Origin of the sequence: Micrococcus sp. EYE_212, assembly GCF_023147585.1 — a bacterium.
GTDB lineage: Bacteria > Actinomycetota > Actinomycetes > Actinomycetales > Micrococcaceae > Micrococcus.
Genome location: NZ_JAHXOZ010000012.1, coordinates 71,853 through 93,240 on the forward strand (window position 1 = coordinate 71,853; position 21,388 = coordinate 93,240).

The 21,388-nt window shown below is 75.6% G+C and carries 18 protein-coding genes; 8 read left to right on the top strand and 10 right to left on the bottom strand.

Annotated elements, in window-relative coordinates; translation table 11 throughout:
• Nucleotides 1-12 precede the first annotated feature (12 nt).
• Entirely contained in the window at nucleotides 13-909 is an 897-nt protein-coding gene (locus KZX60_RS08990) for a zf-HC2 domain-containing protein (RefSeq protein WP_248117600.1), read from the top strand.
• Nucleotides 910-930: 21 nt separating this feature from the next.
• The gene (locus KZX60_RS08995) at nucleotides 931-1,608 is read left to right on the top strand and encodes a twin-arginine translocase TatA/TatE family subunit (RefSeq protein ID WP_248117602.1); all 678 of its coding nucleotides are present in this window, start codon (nucleotides 931-933) and stop codon (nucleotides 1,606-1,608) included.
• Between the two features lie 21 nt (nucleotides 1,609-1,629).
• Here KZX60_RS08995 and KZX60_RS09000 read toward each other — a convergent pair whose 3' ends face one another.
• The 3 genes from KZX60_RS09000 to KZX60_RS09010 are packed head-to-tail and all read right to left on the bottom strand — an operon-like array spanning nucleotide 1,630 to nucleotide 4,925.
• Complete coding sequence (locus tag KZX60_RS09000) at nucleotides 1,630-2,793, bottom strand: P-loop NTPase (RefSeq protein ID WP_248117604.1); 1,164 nt, start codon at nucleotides 2,791-2,793, stop codon at nucleotides 1,630-1,632.
• Nucleotides 2,790-3,602 (bottom strand): DUF1003 domain-containing protein, encoded by an 813-nt coding sequence (locus KZX60_RS09005; RefSeq protein ID WP_248117606.1) that lies wholly within the window; start codon nucleotides 3,600-3,602, stop codon nucleotides 2,790-2,792. The genes KZX60_RS09000 and KZX60_RS09005 overlap by 4 nt, the downstream gene beginning before the upstream one ends.
• A gap of 60 nt (nucleotides 3,603-3,662) precedes the next feature.
• Complete coding sequence (locus KZX60_RS09010) at nucleotides 3,663-4,925, bottom strand: CBS domain-containing protein (RefSeq protein WP_248117614.1); 1,263 nt, start codon at nucleotides 4,923-4,925, stop codon at nucleotides 3,663-3,665.
• 103 nt (nucleotides 4,926-5,028) lie between these two features.
• On the opposite strand from KZX60_RS09010, the gene KZX60_RS09015 reads away from it, so the two are divergent.
• On the top strand, nucleotides 5,029-5,766 hold the full coding sequence (locus KZX60_RS09015; protein ID WP_248117616.1) for a general stress protein: 738 nt from the start codon (nucleotides 5,029-5,031) through the stop codon (nucleotides 5,764-5,766).
• A gap of 73 nt (nucleotides 5,767-5,839) precedes the next feature.
• On the opposite strand, the gene KZX60_RS09020 is transcribed toward KZX60_RS09015, so the two are convergent.
• The gene (locus tag KZX60_RS09020) at nucleotides 5,840-7,660 is read right to left on the bottom strand and encodes a pyruvate kinase (RefSeq protein WP_248117618.1); all 1,821 of its coding nucleotides are present in this window, start codon (nucleotides 7,658-7,660) and stop codon (nucleotides 5,840-5,842) included.
• A gap of 33 nt (nucleotides 7,661-7,693) precedes the next feature.
• The gene (locus KZX60_RS09025; protein ID WP_248117620.1) at nucleotides 7,694-9,265 is read right to left on the bottom strand and encodes an aminopeptidase P family protein; all 1,572 of its coding nucleotides are present in this window, start codon (nucleotides 9,263-9,265) and stop codon (nucleotides 7,694-7,696) included.
• A gap of 35 nt (nucleotides 9,266-9,300) precedes the next feature.
• On the opposite strand from KZX60_RS09025, the gene KZX60_RS09030 reads away from it, so the two are divergent.
• Entirely contained in the window at nucleotides 9,301-10,152 is an 852-nt protein-coding gene (locus KZX60_RS09030; RefSeq protein ID WP_248117622.1) for a PHP domain-containing protein, read from the top strand.
• Nucleotides 10,153-10,294: 142 nt separating this feature from the next.
• On the opposite strand, the gene KZX60_RS09035 is transcribed toward KZX60_RS09030, so the two are convergent.
• The 5 genes from KZX60_RS09035 to KZX60_RS09055 all read right to left on the bottom strand — a co-directional run bounded on the left by KZX60_RS09035 (nucleotide 10,295) and on the right by KZX60_RS09055 (nucleotide 16,465).
• Nucleotides 10,295-12,274 carry a DEAD/DEAH box helicase gene (locus KZX60_RS09035; protein ID WP_248117624.1) on the bottom strand — a complete coding sequence of 660 codons (1,980 nt, stop codon included), beginning with the start codon at nucleotides 12,272-12,274 and terminating at the stop codon, nucleotides 10,295-10,297.
• Nucleotides 12,275-12,531: 257 nt separating this feature from the next.
• The gene (locus tag KZX60_RS09040; protein ID WP_248117626.1) at nucleotides 12,532-14,046 is read right to left on the bottom strand and encodes an RNB domain-containing ribonuclease; all 1,515 of its coding nucleotides are present in this window, start codon (nucleotides 14,044-14,046) and stop codon (nucleotides 12,532-12,534) included.
• A gap of 18 nt (nucleotides 14,047-14,064) precedes the next feature.
• On the bottom strand, nucleotides 14,065-14,289 hold the full coding sequence (locus KZX60_RS09045; RefSeq protein ID WP_248117628.1) for a DUF3107 domain-containing protein: 225 nt from the start codon (nucleotides 14,287-14,289) through the stop codon (nucleotides 14,065-14,067).
• A gap of 173 nt (nucleotides 14,290-14,462) precedes the next feature.
• Nucleotides 14,463-15,110, bottom strand: a complete 648-nt coding sequence (locus KZX60_RS09050; protein WP_248117630.1) for a TetR/AcrR family transcriptional regulator — start codon at nucleotides 15,108-15,110, stop codon at nucleotides 14,463-14,465.
• Entirely contained in the window at nucleotides 15,107-16,465 is a 1,359-nt protein-coding gene (locus KZX60_RS09055; protein ID WP_248117631.1) for a glutamyl-tRNA reductase, read from the bottom strand. Before KZX60_RS09055 ends, KZX60_RS09050 begins: the two co-directional genes overlap by 4 nt.
• A 105-nt stretch (nucleotides 16,466-16,570) precedes the next feature.
• On the opposite strand from KZX60_RS09055, the gene hemE reads away from it, so the two are divergent.
• From hemE to KZX60_RS09075, 4 genes are all read left to right on the top strand, one after another.
• Complete coding sequence (gene hemE, locus KZX60_RS09060) at nucleotides 16,571-17,764, top strand: uroporphyrinogen decarboxylase (RefSeq protein WP_248117634.1); 1,194 nt, start codon at nucleotides 16,571-16,573, stop codon at nucleotides 17,762-17,764.
• Nucleotides 17,761-19,320, top strand: coding sequence for an FAD-dependent oxidoreductase (locus KZX60_RS09065; RefSeq protein ID WP_248117636.1), 1,560 nt, complete (start codon nucleotides 17,761-17,763; stop codon nucleotides 19,318-19,320). The genes hemE and KZX60_RS09065 overlap by 4 nt, the downstream gene beginning before the upstream one ends.
• Nucleotides 19,317-20,033 carry a hydrogen peroxide-dependent heme synthase gene (hemQ, locus tag KZX60_RS09070; protein ID WP_248117638.1) on the top strand — a complete coding sequence of 239 codons (717 nt, stop codon included), beginning with the start codon at nucleotides 19,317-19,319 and terminating at the stop codon, nucleotides 20,031-20,033. Before KZX60_RS09065 ends, hemQ begins: the two co-directional genes overlap by 4 nt.
• Before the next feature lie 107 nt (nucleotides 20,034-20,140).
• A complete protein-coding gene (locus KZX60_RS09075; RefSeq protein ID WP_248117667.1) occupies nucleotides 20,141-21,388 on the top strand; it encodes a ferrochelatase in 1,248 nt (415 codons plus the stop codon).

Sequence of the window (21,388 nt, forward strand, 5' to 3'; positions counted from 1 at the left end):
AGGTGGGGCGGGATGAGCCCTCATCACTCGCTGCGCCACCTGGACGCCTACCTCGAGGGCGTGCTCTCGCGCCCGGCGGGCCGCCGGCTGGCGGCCCATCTCTCCCGCTGCCCGGACTGCGCCCGGACCGCCCGTGAGCGGGCCCGCGTCCTGGACGCCGCGCGCTCCGTGGACGCCCGCCCCGCGGCCGTGACCCATCCCGTGCTCCCCGTGCGCGGCGTGTCCGGCCGCCTCGTCGTGCTGGCGCTGGCCATGGTCGTCCTGCTGGGCGGGCTCCTCGCGGCCGTGTGGGTGGCCGGCGCGCCGCGTGGCGTGGCCCGGGCGCAGGCCGGTCCGACGGACGCGCTGGGGGTCGTCCAGCGCCAGTCCGCCGCCGCGTCCTCCCCGGGGGCCACCGTGGAGGAGCTCCGCGGCCTCGGCTGGACCGTGCCGTCCCTGACCGGCGCAGGCCTGCAGCCCCTCGAGGTGCGCGGCGAGCAGGCGGCGGACCTGCTGGAGGTCGCGGTGGTCTGGGGGCGCGCCGAGCCGGCGGTCACGGTGCACGAGTGCCGCTCGCGCTCCGCGACCGCTGTGCCCCGCGGCTGTGCGTCGGGGCGCGAGGACGCCGCAATGCCGGGGAGGCGGCTCCCCGGCGGTGTCGCCTACCGGCTGACGGACGACCCGTCCGGAGAGGGGTGGATCGCGGACCTCGCGACGGCGCAGGCGGCCTACCGCGTGGAGTCCACGCTGCCACGCGAGCAGGCGGAGCCCCTCCTCACCCTCCTCGTGGTCTCGGACCGGTCCGGCCTCACCGAGCTGCGGCGCGACGACGCCGTGACGGACCGCCTCGAGCGCGGCCTCGAGCGGATCGTCGAGGCCGTTCCGAGCATGGGCCGGGTGGCCGGCATCCTCGCGGTGGGGCGTCGGTGAGCCTCTAGTAGAGTCTCCACCGTGGCAGGAATCAACGGATCCGAGTTCATCGTCCTCCTGGTGCTCGCCGTGATCATCCTCGGTCCGGAGAAGCTCCCGGAGTACACCCGCGCCTTCACCCAGTGGCTCCGCCGGATGCGGGACATGGCCGAGGGCGCCAAGACGCAGTTCAAGGAGGAGACGGGGACGGACTTCGACGAGGTCAACTGGCGCAAGTACGACCCCCGTCAGTACGATCCCCGCCGCATCATCCGCGAGGCCCTCACCGAGCCGGTGGACGGCAGCGGCTCCTCCACCGCCGCGCATCGGGCCCAGGCGCTCACGGGCGTGGCCCCCGAGGACCTCCACGGCGGGCTGACCCGCCAGGACATCGCGGACATGGACCCCCGCTCCCTCTTCCGCCGCCCGGGCGGCACGGGCAGCAGCGCCGCCGAGGCCACCGACGTCGAGTCCACCGCCGTCGCGTCCGCCACGGGCACCGCCGCCCCCGACGCCGAGCTCACCCCCGTGGCCGCCGCCGTCGTCCCGGGTGCCGGGACCGCCGTCGTGGGAGGCGCGGCCGTCGCCCTCATGGCCTCCGGCCGCGCCGAGGCCATGGTGGCCGAGGAGCGCCCGGCTCCGGTCCCGGCCGCCGCGGGCCCGGACCCGCTCGAGCTGCTCGGCCTGGCGCCCGCACCCTTCGACGTCGACGCCACCTGATCGCCGCGGTGATCCCGGCGCTCAGCGCGGGCTGAACGGCAGCCGGCGCCCGGCCAGGCTGCGGGGGCGCACCGCGAGCCGCTCGGCGATCGCCAGCAGGGCGCGCGCCGCTGGGCTCTGCGGTGCCGAGGCCACCACGGGGGCGCCGGTGTCCCCGCCCACGCGCAGGGCCGGATCCAGCGGCACCGAGCCCAGCAGGGGGACGTCCGCACCGAGCGCGCCGGTGAGCCGCTCCGCCACCTCGGCGCCGCCGCCCGTGCCGAACACGTCCAGCACCGTGCCGTCCGGCAGGGCCATGGGGCCCATGTTCTCCACCACGCCTGCCACGCGCTGGCCGGTCTGCTGCGCGAGCTGACCCGCGCGCGCGGCCACCTGGGCGGCGGCGTGCTGGGGGGTCGTCACCACCACGAGCTCGGAGTCCGGCAGCAGCTGGGCCGCGGAGATCGCGATGTCGCCCGTGCCCGGCGGCAGGTCCACGAGCAGCACGTCGAGGTCGCCCCAGTGCACGTCCGTCACGAACTGCTCCAGCGCCCGGTGCAGCATGGGGCCGCGCCACGCGACCGGTCGGTCGGCGTCCAGGAACATCCCGATCGAGATGACCTTCACGCCGCGGGCCACGGGCGGCAGGATCAGCTGCTCGAGACGGGTCGGGGAGGCATCCACGCCCAGGAGCCCGGGGATGGAGAAGCCGTGCACGTCGGCGTCGATCAGCCCGACCGCCAGGCCCCGCTCGGCGAGGGCGACGGCGAGGTTGGCGGTGACCGTGGACTTGCCCACGCCGCCCTTGCCCGAGGCGACGGCCAGGACGCGGGTGAGCGAGCCCGCGGCGAACGGGTTGGCAGGGCGCGCGCCGCGCAGCGAGTCCTGCAGGGCGCGGCGCTGCTCGGGGGTCATGACGCCCACGCGCACCGCCACGGACCGGCAGCCGGGCACCGCGGCGGCGGCCGCCGTGACGTCGGCCTCGATGGTCCCGCGCAGGGGGCAGCCCGTGATGGTCAGCAGCACCGCCACCTCGACCTCGCCCGGGGCGGTCTCGCGGACGGACTCCACCATGCCGAGCTCCGTGACGGGGCGGCGGATCTCCGGGTCGACGACGTCGGCCAGGGCCGCGAGCACGGCCCGCTCGAGCTCGGTGCGGACGGCGGGCAGCGGGAGGCCGGCGTCGGCCTGCGGGGACTCGGTCATCGCCGTCCGTCCGCCGCGCTCGATCCGGTGGCGCTCGGTCCGGTCGCGTCCGGGCCGGGGGCGGCGTCGTCCTCCCGGACGCGAGCGGCGGCCTCCTCGGCGGCCTCCTGGGCCGCGATGATCGCGAGCGTGGTGGTCTGGGCGTCGTCGGCGTCCCCGCCGGGCCGCGCGCCGCCGTCGCGGTCCCGGGACTTCTTCTTCTTCGCCTTCTTCACGGAGCCGGCGGCGTCCCCGCCGTCCGAGGCGGGGGAGAGCAGGTCCGCGCGCATCTCGGCGCGGAGCTCTTCGCGGAGGGACTCGCGCAGCTCGCCGATCAGGTCCTCGTGCACGCCGCGCAGCTCGCCCCGCACGAAGTCGCGGGTGGCCACGTCCTGCAGCGCGATGCGCAGGCCCGAGATCTCCCGCGTGAGGTACTCCGTGTCCGCGAGGTTCCGCTCGGCCCGGTCGCGGTCCTCGCGCATGGACACCTTGTCCCGGTCGTCCTGGCGGTTCTGGGCGAGGAGGAGAAGAGGGGCCGCGTACGAGGCCTGGAGCGAGAGCATGAGGGTCAGCGCGGTGAAGCCCAGGGCCGCGGAGTCGAAGCGCAGGCCCTCGGGCCCGTAGCTGTTCCAGCCGACCCACAGGAGGCAGAACAGGGTCATCCACACGAGGAACTGCGGCGTGCCCATGAACCGGGCGATGCCCTCGGTGGCCTCCCCGAAGGCGTCCGGGTTGGGGCTGAAGCGGGGCACTCGGCGTCGGCGCGCGCTCAGCGGCGTGTCCAGGCCCGTGCCTCGGGTCTCGCGAGGCTCCCTCGTGGTCTGCGACATGCTCACTCCTTCGGTGCGGTCCGTGCGGTCGATGCGGTTCGGGGGGTGGTGCGGGAGGGGTCAGCCGGCGGCGGCCGGATGGTCGTCCGGGTCCATCGCGCGCCAGTCGTCCGGGAGGATGTGGTCGAGGACGTCGTCCACGCTCACGGCGCCCACCACGCGGTGCTGGGCGTTGACGACGGGGATGGACGTCAGGTTGTACGTGGCCAGCTCGCGGGTGACGTGGGCCAGTGGGGCCAGGTCGGAGACCGGCTCGAGGTCCTTGTCCATGATGTTGCCGATCGCCTCGGGCGGCGGGTACCGCAGCAGGCGCTGGAAGTGCACGACGCCCAGGAACCGTCCCGTGGGCGTCTCCAGCGGCGGGCGGGCCACGATCACGAGGGAGGCGAGCGCGGGGGAGATCTCGTGCTGCCGGATGGTGGCCATGGCCTCGGCCACGGTCGCCTCGGGCGGGAGGATCACGGGCACGGGCGTCATGACGGAGCCGGCCGTGTCCTCCTCGTACTCGAGCAGGCGGCGCACGTCCTCGGCGTCCTCGGGCTCCATGAGCTCCAGGAGCAGCTCCTGCTGGGAGTCGGGCAGCTCGTGGAGGAGGTCCGCGGCGTCGTCGGGGTCCATCTCCTCGAGGACGTCCGCGGCGCGCTCGATGTCCAGGTGGGAGAGGATCTGGACCTGGTCGTCGTCGGGCAGCTCCTGGAGGACGTCTGCGAGGCGCTCGTCCTGGAGCTCGTTGGCGACCTCCACGCGGCGCTTCTCCGGCATCTCGTGCATCATGTCCGCGAGGTCGGCGGCCTTGAGGTCCTCGTGGGCGGCCACGAAGCTCGTGGCCCCCTGCGGCTCGGCCTGCCCGGCCCAGCGGGCCTCGTCCCACGTGAGGAGCAGGTGCTCTCCCCGCGGGCGGCCGAAGGCGCCGCGGCCCGTGGGGCGCAGGACGTACATGTCCGAGACGAGCCAGTCGCCGTTGCGCTGCTGCTCCAGCCCGATGTCCTCGAGGACGGCCTCGCCCGAGCCGTCCGTGAGGCGCACACGCCGGTCGAAGAGGTCGCCCGCGACGGTCTGCTCCCCGCCGCGGCGGGAGAAGCGGCGCAGGTTGATGAGGCCCGTGGTGATGATCTGGCCCGAGTCCATGGAGGTCACACGGGTCATGGGCACGAAGACGCGCTTCTTGCCGGGGACCTCGATCACCAGGCCGGTGGCCACGGGGGTGGCGACCCCGCCCCGGTCCAGGACCACGACGTCGCGCAGCCGGCCCAGACGGTCGCCCAGCGGGTCGAACACGTCCAGGCCCAGCAGGCGGGCCACGAAGATCTTGGGGGAGTTCACCGGGCCAGCCTAGTGGGTCCTCTCCGCGCCCGCCCGGTGGGGCGGGTGTCCGCAGTGGGCGGACTCCCGGGCCTCCGCGCCCGCGGCCAGGCACAATGGGGACATGTCCTTCATGATGTCCAGCCCCGCCCCCGGATCCGGCGACACGGGCCTGCCCCGCGGAGAGCTCGTGGCCACCTACTCCACGTACACCGAGGCGCGCGAGCAGGTGGACCGGCTGGCCGCCACGGACTTCCCGGTCAGCGCCGTCTCCATCGTCGGCAAGGACCTGCGCGTGGTGGAGCGGGTGCGCGGCCGCCTCAACTACGCCCAGGTGGCGCTCGGGGCGGGCGTGCGGGGCCTGATGTTCGGCGCCCTGATCGGCGCGTTCCTCCTCCTGCTGGACCCGTCGGGAGGGCCGCTCCAGATCCTCACCTCGGCGCTGCTGGGCCTGGCCGTGTGGCTGCTGTTCGGGGTGATCGGGTTCGCGCTGCGCAAGGGCCGGCACGGCTTCGCCTCCTCGCAGGCCGTGGTGCCCGCCGGCTACGACCTCGTGATCGCCTTCGAGCACGCCGCGCGCGCCCGCCAGGAGCTCGGCCTCACCGCCCGCCCGGCCCCGGCGGCCCCCGCGCCGGCGGCTCCGGCCCCCATCACGGCGGCCCCGGACCAGGCCGCTCCCGCGGACCACGACGCCGGCACGCCCGCTCCGTCGGCCCCGGCCGGCACGCCCGCGGCCCCGGCCGGCCTCGACCGCTCCTACGGCGTGAGCCTGCCCCCCGAGGAGGTCGCGCGCCTCATCGAGGCACGCGGCGGCCGCCCCGGGCCGCAGCCTCCGTCCGAGGGCGGCTCCCACCGCGCCTGACGCGCCGCCCCGCACACCGCGGCCCGGTCCCCCGAGGGGCCGGGCCGTCGTCGTCGGGGGACCGCCGCCCCGTTCAGAGGCTCCAGGACTCCAGCCGCCGCAGCATGTCCCCCTTCTTGCGGGTGTGACCGCCCATGCGGGCGAGGATGTCGCCCAGCGAGGTGATCGCGTCCTCGATGTAGGGGCCCTTGTTCAGCATCGCGGCCTCCGCGCGCTGGGCCATCGCGGCGTCGGTGATCTCGGCGCGCGAGGGCAGGCCCTTCTTGGCCAGCGACTCGAGGATCTGCGTGGCCCAGATCGCGGGCACGTGGGCGGCCTCGCAGAGCCACAGGATCTCCTCCTGGAGCTCGGCCATGCGCTCGAATCCGGCCTCCACCGCGAGGTCGCCGCGGGCGATCATCACGCCCACGTCGTTCCACCGCATGGCCTCCAGGAGCATGAGCGGCAGCTGCTCGAACGCGGCCACCGTCTCGATCTTGAGGGTGACGTCCACGTCCTTCGCGTCCTGCTCCTCGAGCGCCTCGATGAGGCGGGCGACGTCGGCGGCCGAGCGCACGAACGACATGTTGACCATGTCCGCGTGGGAGGCCACGAACGGGATGTGGGAGAGGTCCTCCGCCGTGAGCGCGGGGATCTCGAGGGCGGTGTCGGGGAAGTTGATCCCCTTCTCGGCCTTCAGCTTGGCGCCCGCCGGCCCGGCGTTCGTGACCGTCAGGGTGATCTCCTCGCCGTCGTTGGCGGTCACCTCGCCGCCGATCCGGCCGTCGTCGATCCACACCCGGTCGCCCACGGAGACGTCCCGGAAGGCCTGCTCGAGGGAGCAGCCGATGCGGTAGGGCGGGGCGGCGACGGCGGGGCGCGCCTGCATCGAGCGGGTGAGCACCACGTCCTCGCCCACCTGCACGCGCATGCTCTGCTCGAGCGGGGGCAGCTCGCCGACCGTGAGGGGCCCGTGCGGGGTGTCCACCCGCATGCCGGTCTCCCAGTACACGGTGCGGACCGTGCTCACGAGCAGTCCGGCGCCGCTCACGCGCTCCACCATCAGCGTGCGGCGGGATCCGCGCGCGTCCTTCAGGTCCACCTCGTCGCCCGGCTCGAGGGCGGCCAGCACCTGCACGTCCGGGTCCTGCAGGGGCACGACGACGCCGTCCCCCGCCGGGTGCTCCCCGGCCCCGTCCGGAGCGGCGCCGAGCCACACCCGGGACGGCTCCAGGACCTGCCCGCCGTCGTCGCGCGAGGGCTTCACCTTGAGCACCCGCGGCCCCGGCTCGAGCGGGCCCGTGCGCAGCTTGGGCCCGGCCAGGTCCATCGCGACGCGCGGTGCGGGGCGCTCCTCCGAGCCGAGGCCGCGCAGCGTGTCGATCATGGCGGCCCACGCGTCCTCCCCGTCGTGGGCGCAGTTCACGCGGGCCAGGTCCATGCCCGCCGCCGCCATGCCGCGCACCAGCTCCGGGTCGGTGGCGGCCTCGCTCGGCATGGTGACCATCACGCGGGTCTGCCGGTCCTGGCGCATCGGGCCCAGCAGGGCGTTCGCGTTGCGCTCGAGGATCTCCCGCCCCACGGCGGGGGTGAGCGCGGACGGCGCGCCGTCGTCGGGCTCGGCCGTGGGCTCGGCCGCAGGCGCGCCGTCCAGCGCGCGGACCGCGCGGAGCACCGCGTCCAGGTGGCCGAGCACCCCCGCCTCCATGCGCCCGAGGGAGGAGAGCCCCACCTCGCTGAGCGCGTCCTGGAGGGGGCGCAGGTCCGTGCCGCGCAGGGCCACGTAGTGCACGAGGTTGCGGGCGGAGGGCCGGTGGCGCTCGCGCACACGCTCGATGAGGGCGGCGTGCTCGGCCTCGGCGTCGAGGAGGCGTTCCCGCAGGTCGGTGAGCTCGGAGACGAGGTGGGCGGTCATGCCCGCGAGCCTAGCCAGAGCCCCCCGCGCCGATCACCCCTGGAGGCGCGCCATCCAGGCCTCCACGTCCTCGGGGGCGCGGGGCAGGGCGGCGGAGAGGTTCTCCGCGCCGTCCTGCGTGACGAGGACGTCGTCCTCGATCCGCACGCCGATCCCGCGGTACTCCTCCGGGATCGCGAGGTCCTCGGCCTTGAAGTACAGCCCCGGCTCGATCGTGAACACCATGCCCGGCTCGAGCACGCCGTCGAGGTAGAGCTCCCGCTTGGCCTGCGCGCAGTCGTGCACGTCCAGGCCGAGGTGGTGGGAGGTGCCGTGCGGCATCCAGCGGCGGTGGTGCTGGCCCTCCTCGGACAGCGCCTCCTCGGCGGAGACCGGCAGCAGGCCCCACGCGGAGAGGCGATCCACGAGGACGCGCATGGCCTCCGCGTGGATCTCGCGGAAGCGGATGCCCGGCTTCACGATGGCGAACGCGGCGTCGGCGGCGTCCACCACGGCCTGGTACACGCGGCGCTGCACCTCCGTGTAGGCCCCGTTCACCGGGAGGGTGCGGGTGATGTCCGCGGTGTAGAGGGAGTCGTCCTCCACGCCCGCGTCCAGGAGCAGGAGGTCGCCGTCGCGGACCTCCCCGGTGTTGCGGATCCAGTGGAGCACGGTGGCGTTGTTCCCGGCGGCGGCGATCGTGTCGTAGCCGAGGTCGTTGCCCTCCTCGCGGGCGCGGGCGAAGAAGGCGCCCTCCACGACGCGCTCTCCGCGGCGGTGGCCCACCGCGCGCGGCAGGGCGCGGACGACGTCCTCGAAGCCGGCGATCGTGGCGGCCACCGAGGCGCGCATGCGGTCGACCTCCCACTCGTCCTTCACGAGGCGCAGCTCGGAGCAGAACTCGGCGAGCTCGACGTCGGCGGCCTGGGCGGCCGCGAGGTCCTGGCCGGCCTCGGTGCGGGCGGCGGCCACCTGGGCGTCCACGTCGAGGTCGGACTCTGCCAGCAGGCGGACCTGCCCCTGCCCGGCGTCCTTGGTCAGGGCCGACTCGAGCTCCTCGAGGCCGGCGGTGCGCAGCCCGGTGCGGGCGGCCATCTCCGCCAGGGTGGGCCGGGGTCCGATCCAGAACTCGCCCGCGCGGGGGTCGGCGTAGAACTGCTCCGAGTCGCGCCCCGCGAGGGGGCGGAAGTACAGGGTGGCCTCGTGGTCGGCCCCGTCGTCGCCCACCCCGGGGTCCGTGGGCTCGAGGATGAGCACGGCATCCGGCTCGTGGTCCACGCCCAGGCCCGTGAGGTGCGCGAACGCGGAGTGTGCCCGGAAGCGGTAGTCGGTGTCGTTGGAGCGGACCTTGAGCCGGCCCGCGGGCACCACGAGGCGCTCGCCGGGGAAGCGGGCGGAGAGTGCGGCGCGGCGGCGCGCGGCGTGGGGGGCCACGGCGTCGGCGGCGGGCAGGTCCTGTGAGGCGGGCGCCCAGCCCGAGGCCATGAAGGCGCGGAAGGCGTCCGAGCTGGGGCGCTGGGAGCGGTTCTCCACTCGCTCGGCCAGGGGCTGGGGGGCCGGGCTGGTCTCGGCGGCGGGACCGCCCTCGGGAGCAGGGTCGGCGGGGTGCTGTGCGGAGTCGGTCATGCCCACCATCATGGCACCGCCTACGCTGGGGACTCATGGCGCGCTATGACCTGCACACCCACTCCACGGAGTCCGACGGCACCCAGCCGCCCGCCGACGTGGTGCGGGCCGCGGCCCGTGCAGGCCTGGACGGACTGGCCCTCACCGATCATGACACGGCCTCCGGCTGGGCCGAGGCCGCGCAGGCGGCGCTCGAGGAGGGACTCACGTTCGTCCCCGGGATGGAGATGTCCTGCATGGCCGCCGACGGCACGAGCGTGCACCTGCTCGCCTACCTCCACGACCCCGAGGACCCGACCCTGCTGCGCGAGCTCACGGCCGCGCGCTCGGCGCGCCTCACGCGGGCGCAGGAGATGGCTGCACGGCTGGGGGAGGACTACCCCCTCACGTGGGAGCTCGTGCAGGAGCACGCGGCGGAGGGCGCCACGATCGGCCGCCCCCACCTGGCCGACGCCCTCGTCACCCTCGGCGTGGTTCCGGACCGCTCCGCGGCGTTCGCCACGATCCTGACCGGCCGCTCCAAGTACTACGTGCCGCACCACGCCCCGGACCCGGCGGACGCCGTCGAGCTCATCCGAGGTGCGGGCGGCGTGCCCGTGTTCGCCCACCCGCGGGCGACGATGCGCGGCCGGGTGGTGGGCGTGGAGGTCATCGAGTCCATGATCGAGGCGGGCCTGGCCGGCCTCGAGGCCGACCACCGGGACAACCCCGAGCCGGAGCGCGCGTGGCTGCGGGAGCTCGCGGACCGCCACGGCCTCATCGTCACGGGCTCCTCGGACTACCACGGGGCCGGCAAGCCCAACCTGATCGGCGAGTTCACGACCGGCGAGGACGTCCTCGCCGAGATCGAGCGGCAGGGGACCGGCGCCGCCGTCGTGCGGGGGTGAGCCCGACCGTCCCTTCTCACTCCCGGGGCCCCGGCCGCACCCGTGATCGACCCTGGAGCCGCAGCGACCCCTCCGCGCGCCGGATCGGCCGTCGGAGGGGTCGCGGGGGCGCCACGAGCGCTGCGGCGCCGGGCGGGGAGGCTCAGCGCGTGGTGCCGCGCTTGCGGGCCTCCATGCGGGCGCGGCTGCGCTCGCGGCGGCGGGCGTGACGGTCGCTCGTGCCCTCCGCGCGCCGCTCGGCGCGCTCCGTGCGCGGGGCACGCTCCGTGCCCGCGGAACGGGGAGCCGCGGCCTCCGCCGCGGGGCGCTCCGCACGGCCCTCGGACCGCGACTCGGCCCGGCGGCCGGTGCCCTCCGTGCGCGGGGCGCGCTCGGACCGCTCAGCACGAGCGGGGCTCTCGACGCGCTCGGCGCGGGGCGCGCGATCCGCGGAGCGCGAGGCCTTCTGCTCCGCGTGCTCGGGGCGGGGGCGCTCGTCCGCGCGGCCCTCGGCGGGGCGCCCGTTCACCGCGGCGCCCGCGGAGGGACGCCCGCCCCGACCGCGTCCTCGACCGCGGCCGCCGTCGCGGGAGCCCTCCCGCTCGGCGTCACGGCCACCACGATCGCCGTCCCGGCCGCCGCGCTTGCGGTCCTCGTCCCGGGCGACACGGCCTCGACCGCCCTCGCGGGCGCCGTCGCGTCCGCCGCGCTCGCGGTCCCCGCCGCGGCCCGCGCGGGGCGTGGACTCAGGACCGCCGAGGTCCTCGAGGCGCTCGCCGCTCAGGCCCTCGAGGGTGCGCTTGTCCTTGGGCAGGCGGCCCTTGGTGCCCTTGGGGATGTCGAGGTCCTCGAACAGCCACGGGGAGGAGGAGTAGGTCTCCGGCGGCTCGGGCTGGCCCAGGCCCAGGGCCTTGTCGATCAGCTTCCAGCGCGGCAGGTCGTCCCAGTCCACGAGGGTCACGGCGATGCCCTTGTGCCCTGCACGGCCGGTGCGGCCCACGCGGTGCACGTAGGTCTTCTCATCCTCGGGGGCCTGGAAGTTGAACACGTGGGTCACGTCGTCCACGTCGATGCCGCGCGCGGCGACGTCGGTGGCCACGAGGATGTCCACCTTGCCGTTGCGGAATGCGCGCAGCGCCTGCTCGCGGGCGCCCTGGCCCAGGTCGCCGTGCAGCGGGCCGGCGGCGAAGCCGCGGGAGACCAGCTCGTCCGCCACGCGGGCGGCGGTGCGCTTGGTGCGCGTGAAGATGATGGTGCGGCCGCGGCCGTTCGCCTGCAGCGCGCGGGCCACGAGCTCGTCCTTGTCCATGTGGTGCGCGCGGTAGACGAGCTGGCGGATGTCCTTCTTCGTCAGGCCCTCGTCCTCGCCGTCGGAGGCGCGGATGTGGGTCGGCTGCGTCATGTAGCGGCGCGCCATGGCGACGACGGGGCCGGGCATGGTGGCCGAGAACAGCATGGTCTGGCGCTTGCCCGGGACCGCGGAGAGCAGGGTCTCGACGTCCGGGAGGAAGCCGAGGTCCAGCATCTCGTCCGCCTCGTCCAGCACCACCGTGTTCACGTGGTCCAGGCGCAGGTGCTTCTGGCGCAGCAGGTCGATCAGGCGGCCGGGGGTGCCCACGACGACCTCGACGCCGCGCTGCAGCTCCTCGATCTGCGGCTCGTAGGCGCGGCCGCCGTAGATGGTGGCGATGCGCACGGGGCGCTTCGACGCGGCGAACACGAGGTCTCCGGCCACCTGGACGGCGAGCTCGCGGGTGGGGGCCACGATCAGAGCCTGCGGGGCGCCGGCGGTGCCCGCGGCCTCCAGCCGGTCCCAACCGGGCTCGCCCGGGCCGATGGCGCGCTGCAGCGCCGGCAGGCCGAAGCCCAGGGTCTTGCCCGTGCCGGTCTTGGCCTGGCCGATGATGTCGTGGCCGCCGAGGGCCACGGGCAGGGTCATCGACTGGATGGGGAAGGGGTGCACGATCCCCTTGCCCTCGAGGGCCTCCACCATGGCGGGGTGCACGCCGAAGTCGGCGAAGGTCTGCTCGGGGGCCGCCGGGACGGTGTCCTCGGTGAGCGTCTCGCGGGCGATCTCGGCGACCGCGGGGTCGACGTCGTCCGCGGCGGTCTGGGCGGTGTCAGGGGTGGTGTTCTCGGTCATGGTGACTCGCGATCGTCTCGTGCGTCGCAGCGACGGGCGGGTGGGCCCGGCCACGCCGTGCGCGCGGTGGTGGAGCCGATCGCGGAAGGGCGGGGGCGATGCCCCCTGGACTCGGTCTCGACCGCGCCGTGCGAAGGCGGGCCATGCCGGATCCGGCAGGTCGGTCACCCGCCGAGGAGCCTCGGACACGAGGGACCGTGGAGCGCTGCGGCGAGTGGGGTTCGTGGGTGATCAGATGCGACCGGTCATCCCAGGGGTCAGCGTGAGCTGTGGGGCCAGTCTACCCCGGAGGCCGTGACCTTCCCGGAGGCCACGTCCACCGCGTCGATCCGGATCCGCACGCGGGTGCCGGGCTCCGCCGCGGCCGGCACGCGCACGGCCACGGGGGGCTGGGCGAGCTGCACGTCCGCGGACTCCCCGCCGGAGCGCACGACGACGCCCTCCAGCTCGGCGCCGACGTGCTCCGAGAGCTCGGCCGCCTCCACGAGGTCGCCGGCCGCGCGGTCCGCTGCCGAGGCGCGCCGGCCGGCGTCCTGCATCAGGGCGGGGAGCTCGGGCAGCGCCCGGCGGGCCCACGCGGGCACCGGCGCGCCGCTCACGAGGGCGTGGCACACGGCCAGCACGAAGCGGTCCACGAGGCGCCGCAGGGGTGCGGTGGCGTGCGCGTAGGGCGCGGCCAGGGCGGCCTGCTCGGGATCCGCGGGGAGGGCGCGCAGGGCGGGATCCTCGGCCTCGGCGTCGAAGGCGGTGTACCCGGCTCCGCGGAACAGGGACGTGGCGGCGTGGAGGACGGCGAGGTGGCGCGGCTCGCGGGGGTCGACGGTGCGCAGGTAGGCCCCGTAGTCGGCGCCCTCCTCCCACGGATGCCCCAGCGCGCGGGTGCGGGCGCGGAACGCGGCGACCGCCTCGGCGTCCGGGGCGGGCATGGTGCGCAGGACGCCGACGCCGCCGTCGAGCATGATGCGGGCCGCCTCCATGCCCGTCATCAGGGAGAGCTGGGCATTGTGGTCCTCAGCCGGCAGCGGGATGCGCTGGCTGATCTCGTACCGGCCGTCCACCACGTGGATCTCCTGGTCCGGCATGTTCAGGGACGCGCCGCCGCGGGCGACCTCCTGCGCGGTGCGCCGTCGTCCGACCTCCGGCAGCAGGGCGATCGACGCGCGGAGCTCCTCCGGCCAGGCCGCCGCCTCGGGCGCGTCCGCGGAGTCCAGGAAGGCCTGCACCTGCTCGTACGTGAGCTGGGCCCGCGAGCGCACGCGGGAGCGCACCAGCGCGGTGCGCTCCACGGCCCCGTCCACGGCGAGCGTGAACGTCCACACGAACGCGGGACGGTCGACGTCGGGCAGCAGCGACGCGGCGCCCTCGCTCAGCACCTCTGGGTGCAGGGGGACGCGGCCGTCCGGCAGGTACACGGTCTGGCCGCGACGCCGGGCCTCGCGGTCCACCTCGCCCTCGGGCGCGACGAAGGCGGGCACGTCGGCGATCGCGTAGCGCACCGTGAGCCGACCGTCCTCGGCGGCCGCGATGTGCAGCGCCTGGTCGAGGTCCGTGGACCCGGATGGGTCCACGGTGACGAAGGGGACGGCCGTGAGGTCGACCCGCTCCGCGTCCGAGCCGAGGGAGGCGAGCACCGCGGCGGCGGACTCCTCGGCCTCGGCGAGCACGGGCGCGGCGAAGCCGCCCGGCAGGTCGAGCTCGGCCCGGAGGGCGGCCAGACGCTCGGTCAGCGCGGCGTCCTCAGACCCGCGCACCTCGACGGCGTGGTGGGGCATGGCGGCGCGGCCCGCAGGTCAGGAGGCCGCGAAGCCCAGGGGGCCGGACTTCTTGGCGCCGATCTCCACGAACCCGATGTTCGAGCCCGGGACCACGACCTGGCGGCCCTTGACGTCCGTCAGGCTCAGGAGGGAGCCGGCGGCGAGGGCGGCGTCCACGAGGGCGCGCACCTCCTCGGCGGTCTGCTCGCTCTCCAGGACGACCTCACGGCCGACGTGCTGCACTCCGATGCGGATCTCCATGGGTGGACCTCACTCTTCCCTCGTGCGTGGACTCCTCGCTGCGCGGACACGCGTCCGCGCGGCGGATGTGCGGTCAGCCTACGGGACGGCCCTGTCGCCTCATGCGGCGGGGGCGGGGTTCACGCGCGTGGCGTAACCGGGCGGCATCCGCGGAGGCGGCGGCGCCCTCCCCGTCAGGCGGCGCGTCCGGTGGGCAGGTGGGAGAGCCCGGTCCACAGCAGGGCGTCCACGATCGCGGCCGTCCGCGCGGCGTCCGGGCGGCGACCCGCCTCGAGCCGGTCCGCCCAGTGGCGAGCGGCGCCGAGCACGTACGCCACGAGGCCGCGGGAGAGGATCTCCGCCTCGGCGTCGCCCACGCGCGTGTCCTCGGCGAGGATGCGGCTCACCTGGGAGGCCACGGCACGCTCGACCGCCTCGACGCGTGCGCGCACCTCGGGGTCGTGCTCGGCGCCGGAGTCGAAGAGCAGCCGGTGGGAGCGCCCGGGGGATCCCATGTAGGCGAAGACCGCCTCCACCGTGGCGTGCACGCGGTGACGGTTGTCGCCGGGGGAGGACATGGCCGCCGTGAGGCGGCCCGTGAGGTCGGCCACCTCGGTGTCCAGCAGCTCGAGGAAGAGCTCGTGCTTGCCGAGGAAGTGCTGGTAGAGCACGGGCTTGGAGACGGCGGCCGCCTCCGCGATCTGGTCCATGGCCGTGCCGGCGTAGCCGTGCTCCACGAACACGCCGCGTGCGCACCCGAGGAGCTGGCGGCGCCGCTGGGCGCGCGGCATCCGCACGGTCCGCTCGCGCGGGCCCGCCCCCTCACCGGGGTGCACGCTCATGCGGTGCGGGCCGCGCCCGGCCCGTCCTCCGCGGCGCGGTGGGCCGGGCAGGCCTCCTCGGCGGGGGCCGGGGCGGGCGCGGCCGAGGGCGGGGCGATGTCGAACAGCACCTCGAGGGCGCGCTCGTACTCCTCGAGCCTTCCCTGGGCGGCGAGCTCCTTGGCCCGCACGCTCGGGCCGTGGAGGAACTGGTTCACCATGCGGCGCAGGGCGAACTCCACCTCCTCGGACGCGGCGGTGCACCCGTGGCGCGCCCGGACCCGCTCCATCTCGTGGTCGAGGGCCGTGAGGGTGTGACGCCGCAGGGCCTTGATCGCGGCGTCCGCGCTGCGGCTGCGCTGGGCGGCCGAGTACTCGGCGACGGCGCCGTCCACGAGGGAGCGCGCTTCGTCCACCGCGGCGCGCGCCTGCTCGGGCGCGGCCAGGCGGACGGACTCGAGGGTGATCAGGTCCACGCCCTCCACCTCGGCGACCGCGGGGTCGAAGTCTCGGGACAGGGCCAGGTCCACCACCGTGAGGGGGTGCGCGGAGCCCTCGCGCAGCTGGGCGAGGCGCTCGGGGCTGATCTGCCGGTCCCCGCCGGAGGAGCCGATGATCACGTCGGCCTCGGCGACGGCCCCGGCCACGTTCTCCCCGCCGAGTGGGAGCGCCCAGCCGCCGCGGTCCGCCACGAACTGCTCGGCGCGCCCGGACGCGGAGTGCACGCCGACGGCGACGGCGCCGCGGTCGGCCAGCTGGGCCAGAGTCGTCCCGGCGTAGGCGCCGGTGCCGATCAGCAGGACGGAGGCATCCGCCCAGAATGCGGCGCGCGCGTCGGCGTCGTGCAGGCCGCGCAGCTCCTCGGTGAGGTCCAGGGCCACGGAGACCACGGAGCGGCCGGTGGCGCCGAGCGCCGTCTGGGAGCCCACGTCCTTGGCGGTGCGCGTGGCGGCCTCGAAGAGGCGGACGAGCGAGCCGGAGGCCGTGCCCTTCTCTCGGGCGTCCAGGAGCGCGCGGCGCACCTGGCCGGCGATCTCCCGCTCGCCCACCACGGCGGAGTCCAGTCCCGCGCCGACCTCGAAGAGGTGGCGGGCCGTGGCATCGGCGCCGAGCACGCGGAACGCGCCGCGCACGGAGTCGTCCGGCAGGCTGCTGCTCTCGGCGATGGCGGCCACGAGGTGCTCCCGCGCCTCCTCCACCCGCCCCTCGGCGGCCTCCGCATAGACCTCCACGCGGTTGCAGGTGGCCAGCACCACCGCCCCCGCCGTGGCGGGGGAGGGCAGGGCGGAGCAGACGCCGGTGGTCCCCGCGCTCAAGCGGGCCACCGTGTCCAGGTCGAGGTCGTGGTGCGAGGCCACCAGGGAGAAGACAGTCACAGCGCCAGCCATCCTACGCGCCGGCGGCCGGATCGGCAGGGAACGCGGCCCGCGTCACAGCCGTCGCGATATGCCTGCGGGCGGAGCCGGTGCGAGGATGGGGTCATGTCCACTGATCCTCTGACTCCCGAGGGCGGCACGCCGGACGCCGGCGTCCCCGCCCCCGCGCTCCCCGCGGGGCACCCGCTCCGCACGGGCGACACCGCTCGCTCCACCGCGGCCAGCCCGCTCATCCGGGCGCTGCGCGGCCAGCAGCCCACCCGCCGCCCCGTGTGGTTCATGCGCCAGGCCGGCCGCTCGCTGCCGGAGTACAAGAAGGTCCGTGAGGGCGTCGGCATGCTCGAGTCCTGCCTCATGCCCGAGCTCGTCCGGGAGATCACCCTCCAGCCCGTGCAGCGCCACGACGTGGACGCCGCCATCTTCTTCTCCGACATCGTGGTGCCGCTGAAGCTCGCCGGCGTGGACGTCGAGATCCAGCCCGGTGTGGGCCCCGTGCTGGGCGCCCCCGTGCGCACCGCCCGGGACGCCGCGGCGCTGCCGGACCTCGAGGACTCCGCCCTGGACGTGATCCGCGAGGCCGTCGCCGCCACCGTCGCCGAGCTCGGGGACCGGCCGCTCATCGGCTTCGCGGGCGCCCCCTTCACGCTGGCCGCCTACATGGTGGAGGGCCGTCCCTCCCGAGACCACTTCGGGCCGCGCCGCATGATGCACGGCGATCCGCAGGCGTGGGCGGCGCTGGCCGGCTGGGCCGCTCGGGTCTCCGGCCAGTTCCTCCGCGCGCAGCTCGAGGCCGGCGCCTCGGCGGCCCAGCTGTTCGACTCGTGGGCCGGCTCGCTCTCCGCGGACGACTACCTCGAGCACGTCCAGGCGCACTCGGCCGCGGCCCTCGCCCACGTGGGCGACATGGCCGGCCCGGGCGTGCCCGGGGGCGCGCCGCTGCTGCACTTCGGCACCGGCACGGGCGACTTCCTCCACCACATGCGCGACGCCGGCGCCTCCGCCGTCGGCGTCGACCACCGCCTCACGCTCGCCGAGGCCGATCGCCGCCTCCGCGCGAATCCGGGCGCCGACGGTCGCGGTGCGGTCCCGTTGCAGGGCAACGTCGACCCGGCCCTCCTCGCCGCCCCGTGGCCCGTGCTCGAGGCGCACGTGCGCGGCGTCGTCGCCTCCGGCGCGGCGGCCCCCGGACACGTGGTGAACCTGGCCCACGGGGTGCCGCCCGAGACCGATCCGGACGTGCTCACCCGCGTGGTCGAGCTCGTGCACTCGATCCCCGCGACCCCGGGGGGGCGCGCGTGAGCGGGACGGCCCTCGTGGTGGGCGGCGGCATCGCCGGCCTGCTCTCCGCCCGCCGGCTGCGCCAGGCGGGCTGGGACGTCACCCTCGCCGAGGCCACCTCAGTGCTCGGCGGCGCGCTGTCCTCCCGCTTCCTCGACGTCCCCTCGGTCTCGCAGTCCGGGACGGGGTGCACCCAGGCCCTGGAGCTCGACGGCGGCGCGGAGTCGTTCGCGGTGCGCGGAACCGCCGTGCGGGCCCTCCTGGAGGAGCTCGGGCTCGGCGGCCGCCTCGTCGCGCCCGCCCCGCTGGGCTCGTGGCTCCACGGCCCGGAGGCCACGGTGCCGGCCCCCCGCCTGGGCCTCCTGGGCATCCCCGGCGACCTCGACGCCGACGACCTCGCCCGGGCCCTGAGCCCCGCGGGGCTCGAGCGCGCCCGGGCCGACGCGCACGCGCCGATGGACCGGTGGACCGAGGCCCTCGCCGCGGGCCGCCCCGTCACCGTCGCCGAACTGGTCGCCGACCGGATGGGGGAGGAGGTGCTCACGCGCCTCGTGGGCCCCGTGGTCGGCGGCGTGCACTCCGCCGACCCCGCCGTGGTGGACGTGGAGCGCGTGGCGCCAGGCCTGCTCGCGGCCGCGGTCGCCCAGGGCGGCCTCGCCGCCGGCGTCGCGGCCCTGCGCGGGGGCGCCACGCCCGGCGCCGCCGTCGCCGGCCTCGAGGGCGGCATGAACCGCCTGACGACGCGCCTCGTGGAGTCCCTCCGCGAGGACGGGGTCACCGTGCTCCGCGGCGTGCGCGTGGCCGCCCTCTCCCGCGTGGGTGAGGGGTGGTGGGCCCAGATCTCCGACCGCGACGACGAGGTGGTGCGCGGGCTCGACGTGGACCGCGTGGTCCTCGCCGTGGACGGGTCCACCGCATGGGACCTGCTCTCCCCGCTCTCCCACGGCGTGCTCGGCGAGGCTGACGGGCCGGCACTGTCCGACGGCGTCGCGCTCGCCACCTTCGTGGTCGACGCCCCCGGGCTCGACGCCGCCCCGCGCGGCACGGGCGTGCTCGTGGCCGAGGGCACCGATGTGGCGGCGAAGGCCCTCACCCACGCGACCGTCAAGTGGGACTGGCTGCGCGACGTCGTGGCCCGTCCCGGCGCCGACGGCGAGCCGCGCCACCCGCACCGGCACGTGCTGCGTCTCTCCTACGGGCGCCACGGCGGCGGGGACGAGCAGCTCGGCCCCCGCTCCGGGGATGAGGAGCTCCTCACCCAGGGCCTCGCCGACGCCGCCGCCCTCACCGGGGTGCCGCTGGCCGAGCAGGACGTGGTGGCCCGCGCCGTCACGCGCTGGCGCCACTCCATCCCGCCCCAGGCCGGGCCCGATCGGGAGGCCACCGACGCGCTGCTCGCATGGGCCGCGCCCGTGCCGGGCCTGGACGCGGTGGGAAGCTGGGTGCACGGGACCGGCCTGGCCGCCATCGTGGCCGGGGTGGAGGCCGTGTTCGCGGCCGACGGTGCCGACGGTGCCCGAGCCGATCTGGACGCAACGACGAAGAACGACGAGACGAACGAGGACGGAGCACCATGACCCAGGACGCGACCACCACTCCTGCCGCCGCCGGCAAGGACTGGTTCACCACCTATACGATGTTCGCCCGCCCGCAGGGTGAGCCGGGCTGGCTGGACCTGTCCGGCAAGCAGGCGCGCAAGGCGGTCAAGGAGTTCGACGCCGTCGTCGAGGGCCTCGCCGGCCGCGGCGTGACCGTGCGCGGCACCTACGACATCTCCGGCATGCGCGAGGCCGGCGACGTCATGGTGTGGATGTACTCGCAGACCCCCGAGGACCTGCAGTCCGGCATCCGCGCCCTGCGCCGCACCCGCCTCCTGGAGCGCACCACCACGGTGATGTCCGCGATGGGTGCGGACCGGATGGCGGAGTTCAACAAGGAGCACGTGCCGGCCTTCGCGATGGGCCGCAAGCCGCTGGACTGGCTGTGCTTCTACCCGTTCGTCCGCTCGTACGACTGGTATCTGCTCGACCCCAAGGAGCGCGCCCGCATGCTGCGCGAGCACGGCAAGCTGGGCCAGGACTTCCCGCAGGTGTGGGCCAACACCACGAGCGCGTTCGGCCTCAACGACTGGGAGTGGCTGCTGGGCCTGGAGGCTCCGGAGCTGAAGGACCTCGTGGACATGATGCGCCACCTGCGCAACAACGAGACGCGCATGCACGTGCGCGAGGAGGTCCCGTTCTACACGGGCCGCCTTGTCGAGACCGCCGAGCTGCTGGAGGTGCTGGCCTGATGAGCGGACAGAACGCCGCGGGGGGCGCCCCCGCCGAGACGATCCCGTCCGGACCGATCGAGGTCGAGCGGGCCGAGCCCGGCCTCGACTACGACGCCGCGGGCGCCATGGCGCCCAAGGAGTACGACGCGCTGCTGCTCGCCTCCTTCGGCGGGCCCGAGGGCCAGGAGGACGTGATCCCGTTCCTGCGCAACGTCACGCGCGGCCGCGGGATCCCGGACGAGCGCCTCGAGGAGGTGGCCACCCACTACCGCGCCAACGGCGGGGTCAGCCCCATCAACGGGCAGAACCGGGCGCTGAAGGCCGCGATCGAGGCCGAGCTGGCCTCCCGTGGCATGGACCTGCCCGTCTACTGGGGCAACCGCAACTGGGAGCCGTACGTCCCGGACGCGCTGCGTCAGATGCACGAGGACGGCCATCGCCGGATCCTCACCGTCACCACCTCGGCCTACTCCTGCTACTCCTCGTGCCGCCAGTACCGCGAGGACATGGGCATGGCCATGGAGAAGACCGGCCTGGAGGGAAAGGTGGACCTGGACAAGACGCGCCAGTACTTCAACCACCCCGGTTTCATCGCCCCCTTCCGCGAAGGTCTCGCCGCCGACCTGGCGTCCCTGCGCGCAGAGCTCGGCGAGGACGCCCGGATCCACGTGCTGTTCGCCACCCACTCGATCCCCGTCTCCGACGCCGCCGCGGCCGGGCCGCGCGGCACCGCCGCCGCGCTCCGCGAGGCCGCCGGCGGCGAGCCGGGCGAGGTCGAGGGCGCGGACGTCTACTCCGCGCAGCACCTCGACGTGGCCCGCGAGATCCTCGCGGGCGTGCCCGGTGGCGAGGACGTCGACTGGTCCCTGGTGTACCAGTCCCGCTCCGGCCCGCCGTCGGTGCCGTGGCTCGAGCCGGACATCAACGACGCCATGGAGAACCTGGCCGGCCCCGAGGCGCCGGTGGACGAGACGGGCCGCGCGGTGGCGGGCTTCGTGGTCGTGCCGCTGGGCTTCGTGTCGGACCACATGGAGGTCGTGTGGGACCTCGACACCGAGGCGAAGGACACCGCGGCCGAGCTGGGCGTCGGCTTCCGCCGCACCCCGACCCCGGGGACGGACCCGCGCTTCGTGGCCGGGCTCGTGGACATCGTGGAGGAGCGCCTGGGCCGCCGCGAGGGCCGCGCCGCCCAGGGCTGCTTCCCGGCCTGGTACGACGTGTGCCGTCCGGACTGCTGCTCCAAGGTGATGCGGGACGGCTCGGTGCGCCCCACGACGTCGGCCGTGGACGCGCCGGTGCGAGGGCTCGGCGAGCACCAGGCGGGGTCCGACGGCACCGCCGCTGACGCCGCCGTCGAGCCCCCGGAGGCCTGA

Coding starts and splice junctions, on each gene's coding strand:
- KZX60_RS09005 (WP_248117606.1), bottom strand. CDS start 3,602: ATGTCGCAGACCACGAGGGAGCCTCGCGAGACCCGAGGCACGGGCCTG.
- hemQ (WP_248117638.1), top strand. CDS start 19,317: ATGACCCAGGACGCGACCACCACTCCTGCCGCCGCCGGCAAGGACTGG.
- KZX60_RS09035 (WP_248117624.1), bottom strand. CDS start 12,274: ATGACCGAGAACACCACCCCTGACACCGCCCAGACCGCCGCGGACGAC.
- KZX60_RS09025 (WP_248117620.1), bottom strand. CDS start 9,265: ATGACCGACTCCGCACAGCACCCCGCCGACCCTGCTCCCGAGGGCGGT.
- KZX60_RS09075 (WP_248117667.1), top strand. CDS start 20,141: ATGGCGCCCAAGGAGTACGACGCGCTGCTGCTCGCCTCCTTCGGCGGG.
- hemE (WP_248117634.1), top strand. CDS start 16,571: ATGTCCACTGATCCTCTGACTCCCGAGGGCGGCACGCCGGACGCCGGC.
- KZX60_RS09050 (WP_248117630.1), bottom strand. CDS start 15,110: ATGAGCGTGCACCCCGGTGAGGGGGCGGGCCCGCGCGAGCGGACCGTG.
- KZX60_RS09015 (WP_248117616.1), top strand. CDS start 5,029: ATGTCCTTCATGATGTCCAGCCCCGCCCCCGGATCCGGCGACACGGGC.
- KZX60_RS09045 (WP_248117628.1), bottom strand. CDS start 14,289: ATGGAGATCCGCATCGGAGTGCAGCACGTCGGCCGTGAGGTCGTCCTG.
- KZX60_RS09040 (WP_248117626.1), bottom strand. CDS start 14,046: ATGCCCCACCACGCCGTCGAGGTGCGCGGGTCTGAGGACGCCGCGCTG.
- KZX60_RS08990 (WP_248117600.1), top strand. CDS start 13: ATGAGCCCTCATCACTCGCTGCGCCACCTGGACGCCTACCTCGAGGGC.
- KZX60_RS09020 (WP_248117618.1), bottom strand. CDS start 7,660: ATGACCGCCCACCTCGTCTCCGAGCTCACCGACCTGCGGGAACGCCTC.
- KZX60_RS09000 (WP_248117604.1), bottom strand. CDS start 2,793: ATGACCGAGTCCCCGCAGGCCGACGCCGGCCTCCCGCTGCCCGCCGTC.
- KZX60_RS09030 (WP_248117622.1), top strand. CDS start 9,301: ATGGCGCGCTATGACCTGCACACCCACTCCACGGAGTCCGACGGCACC.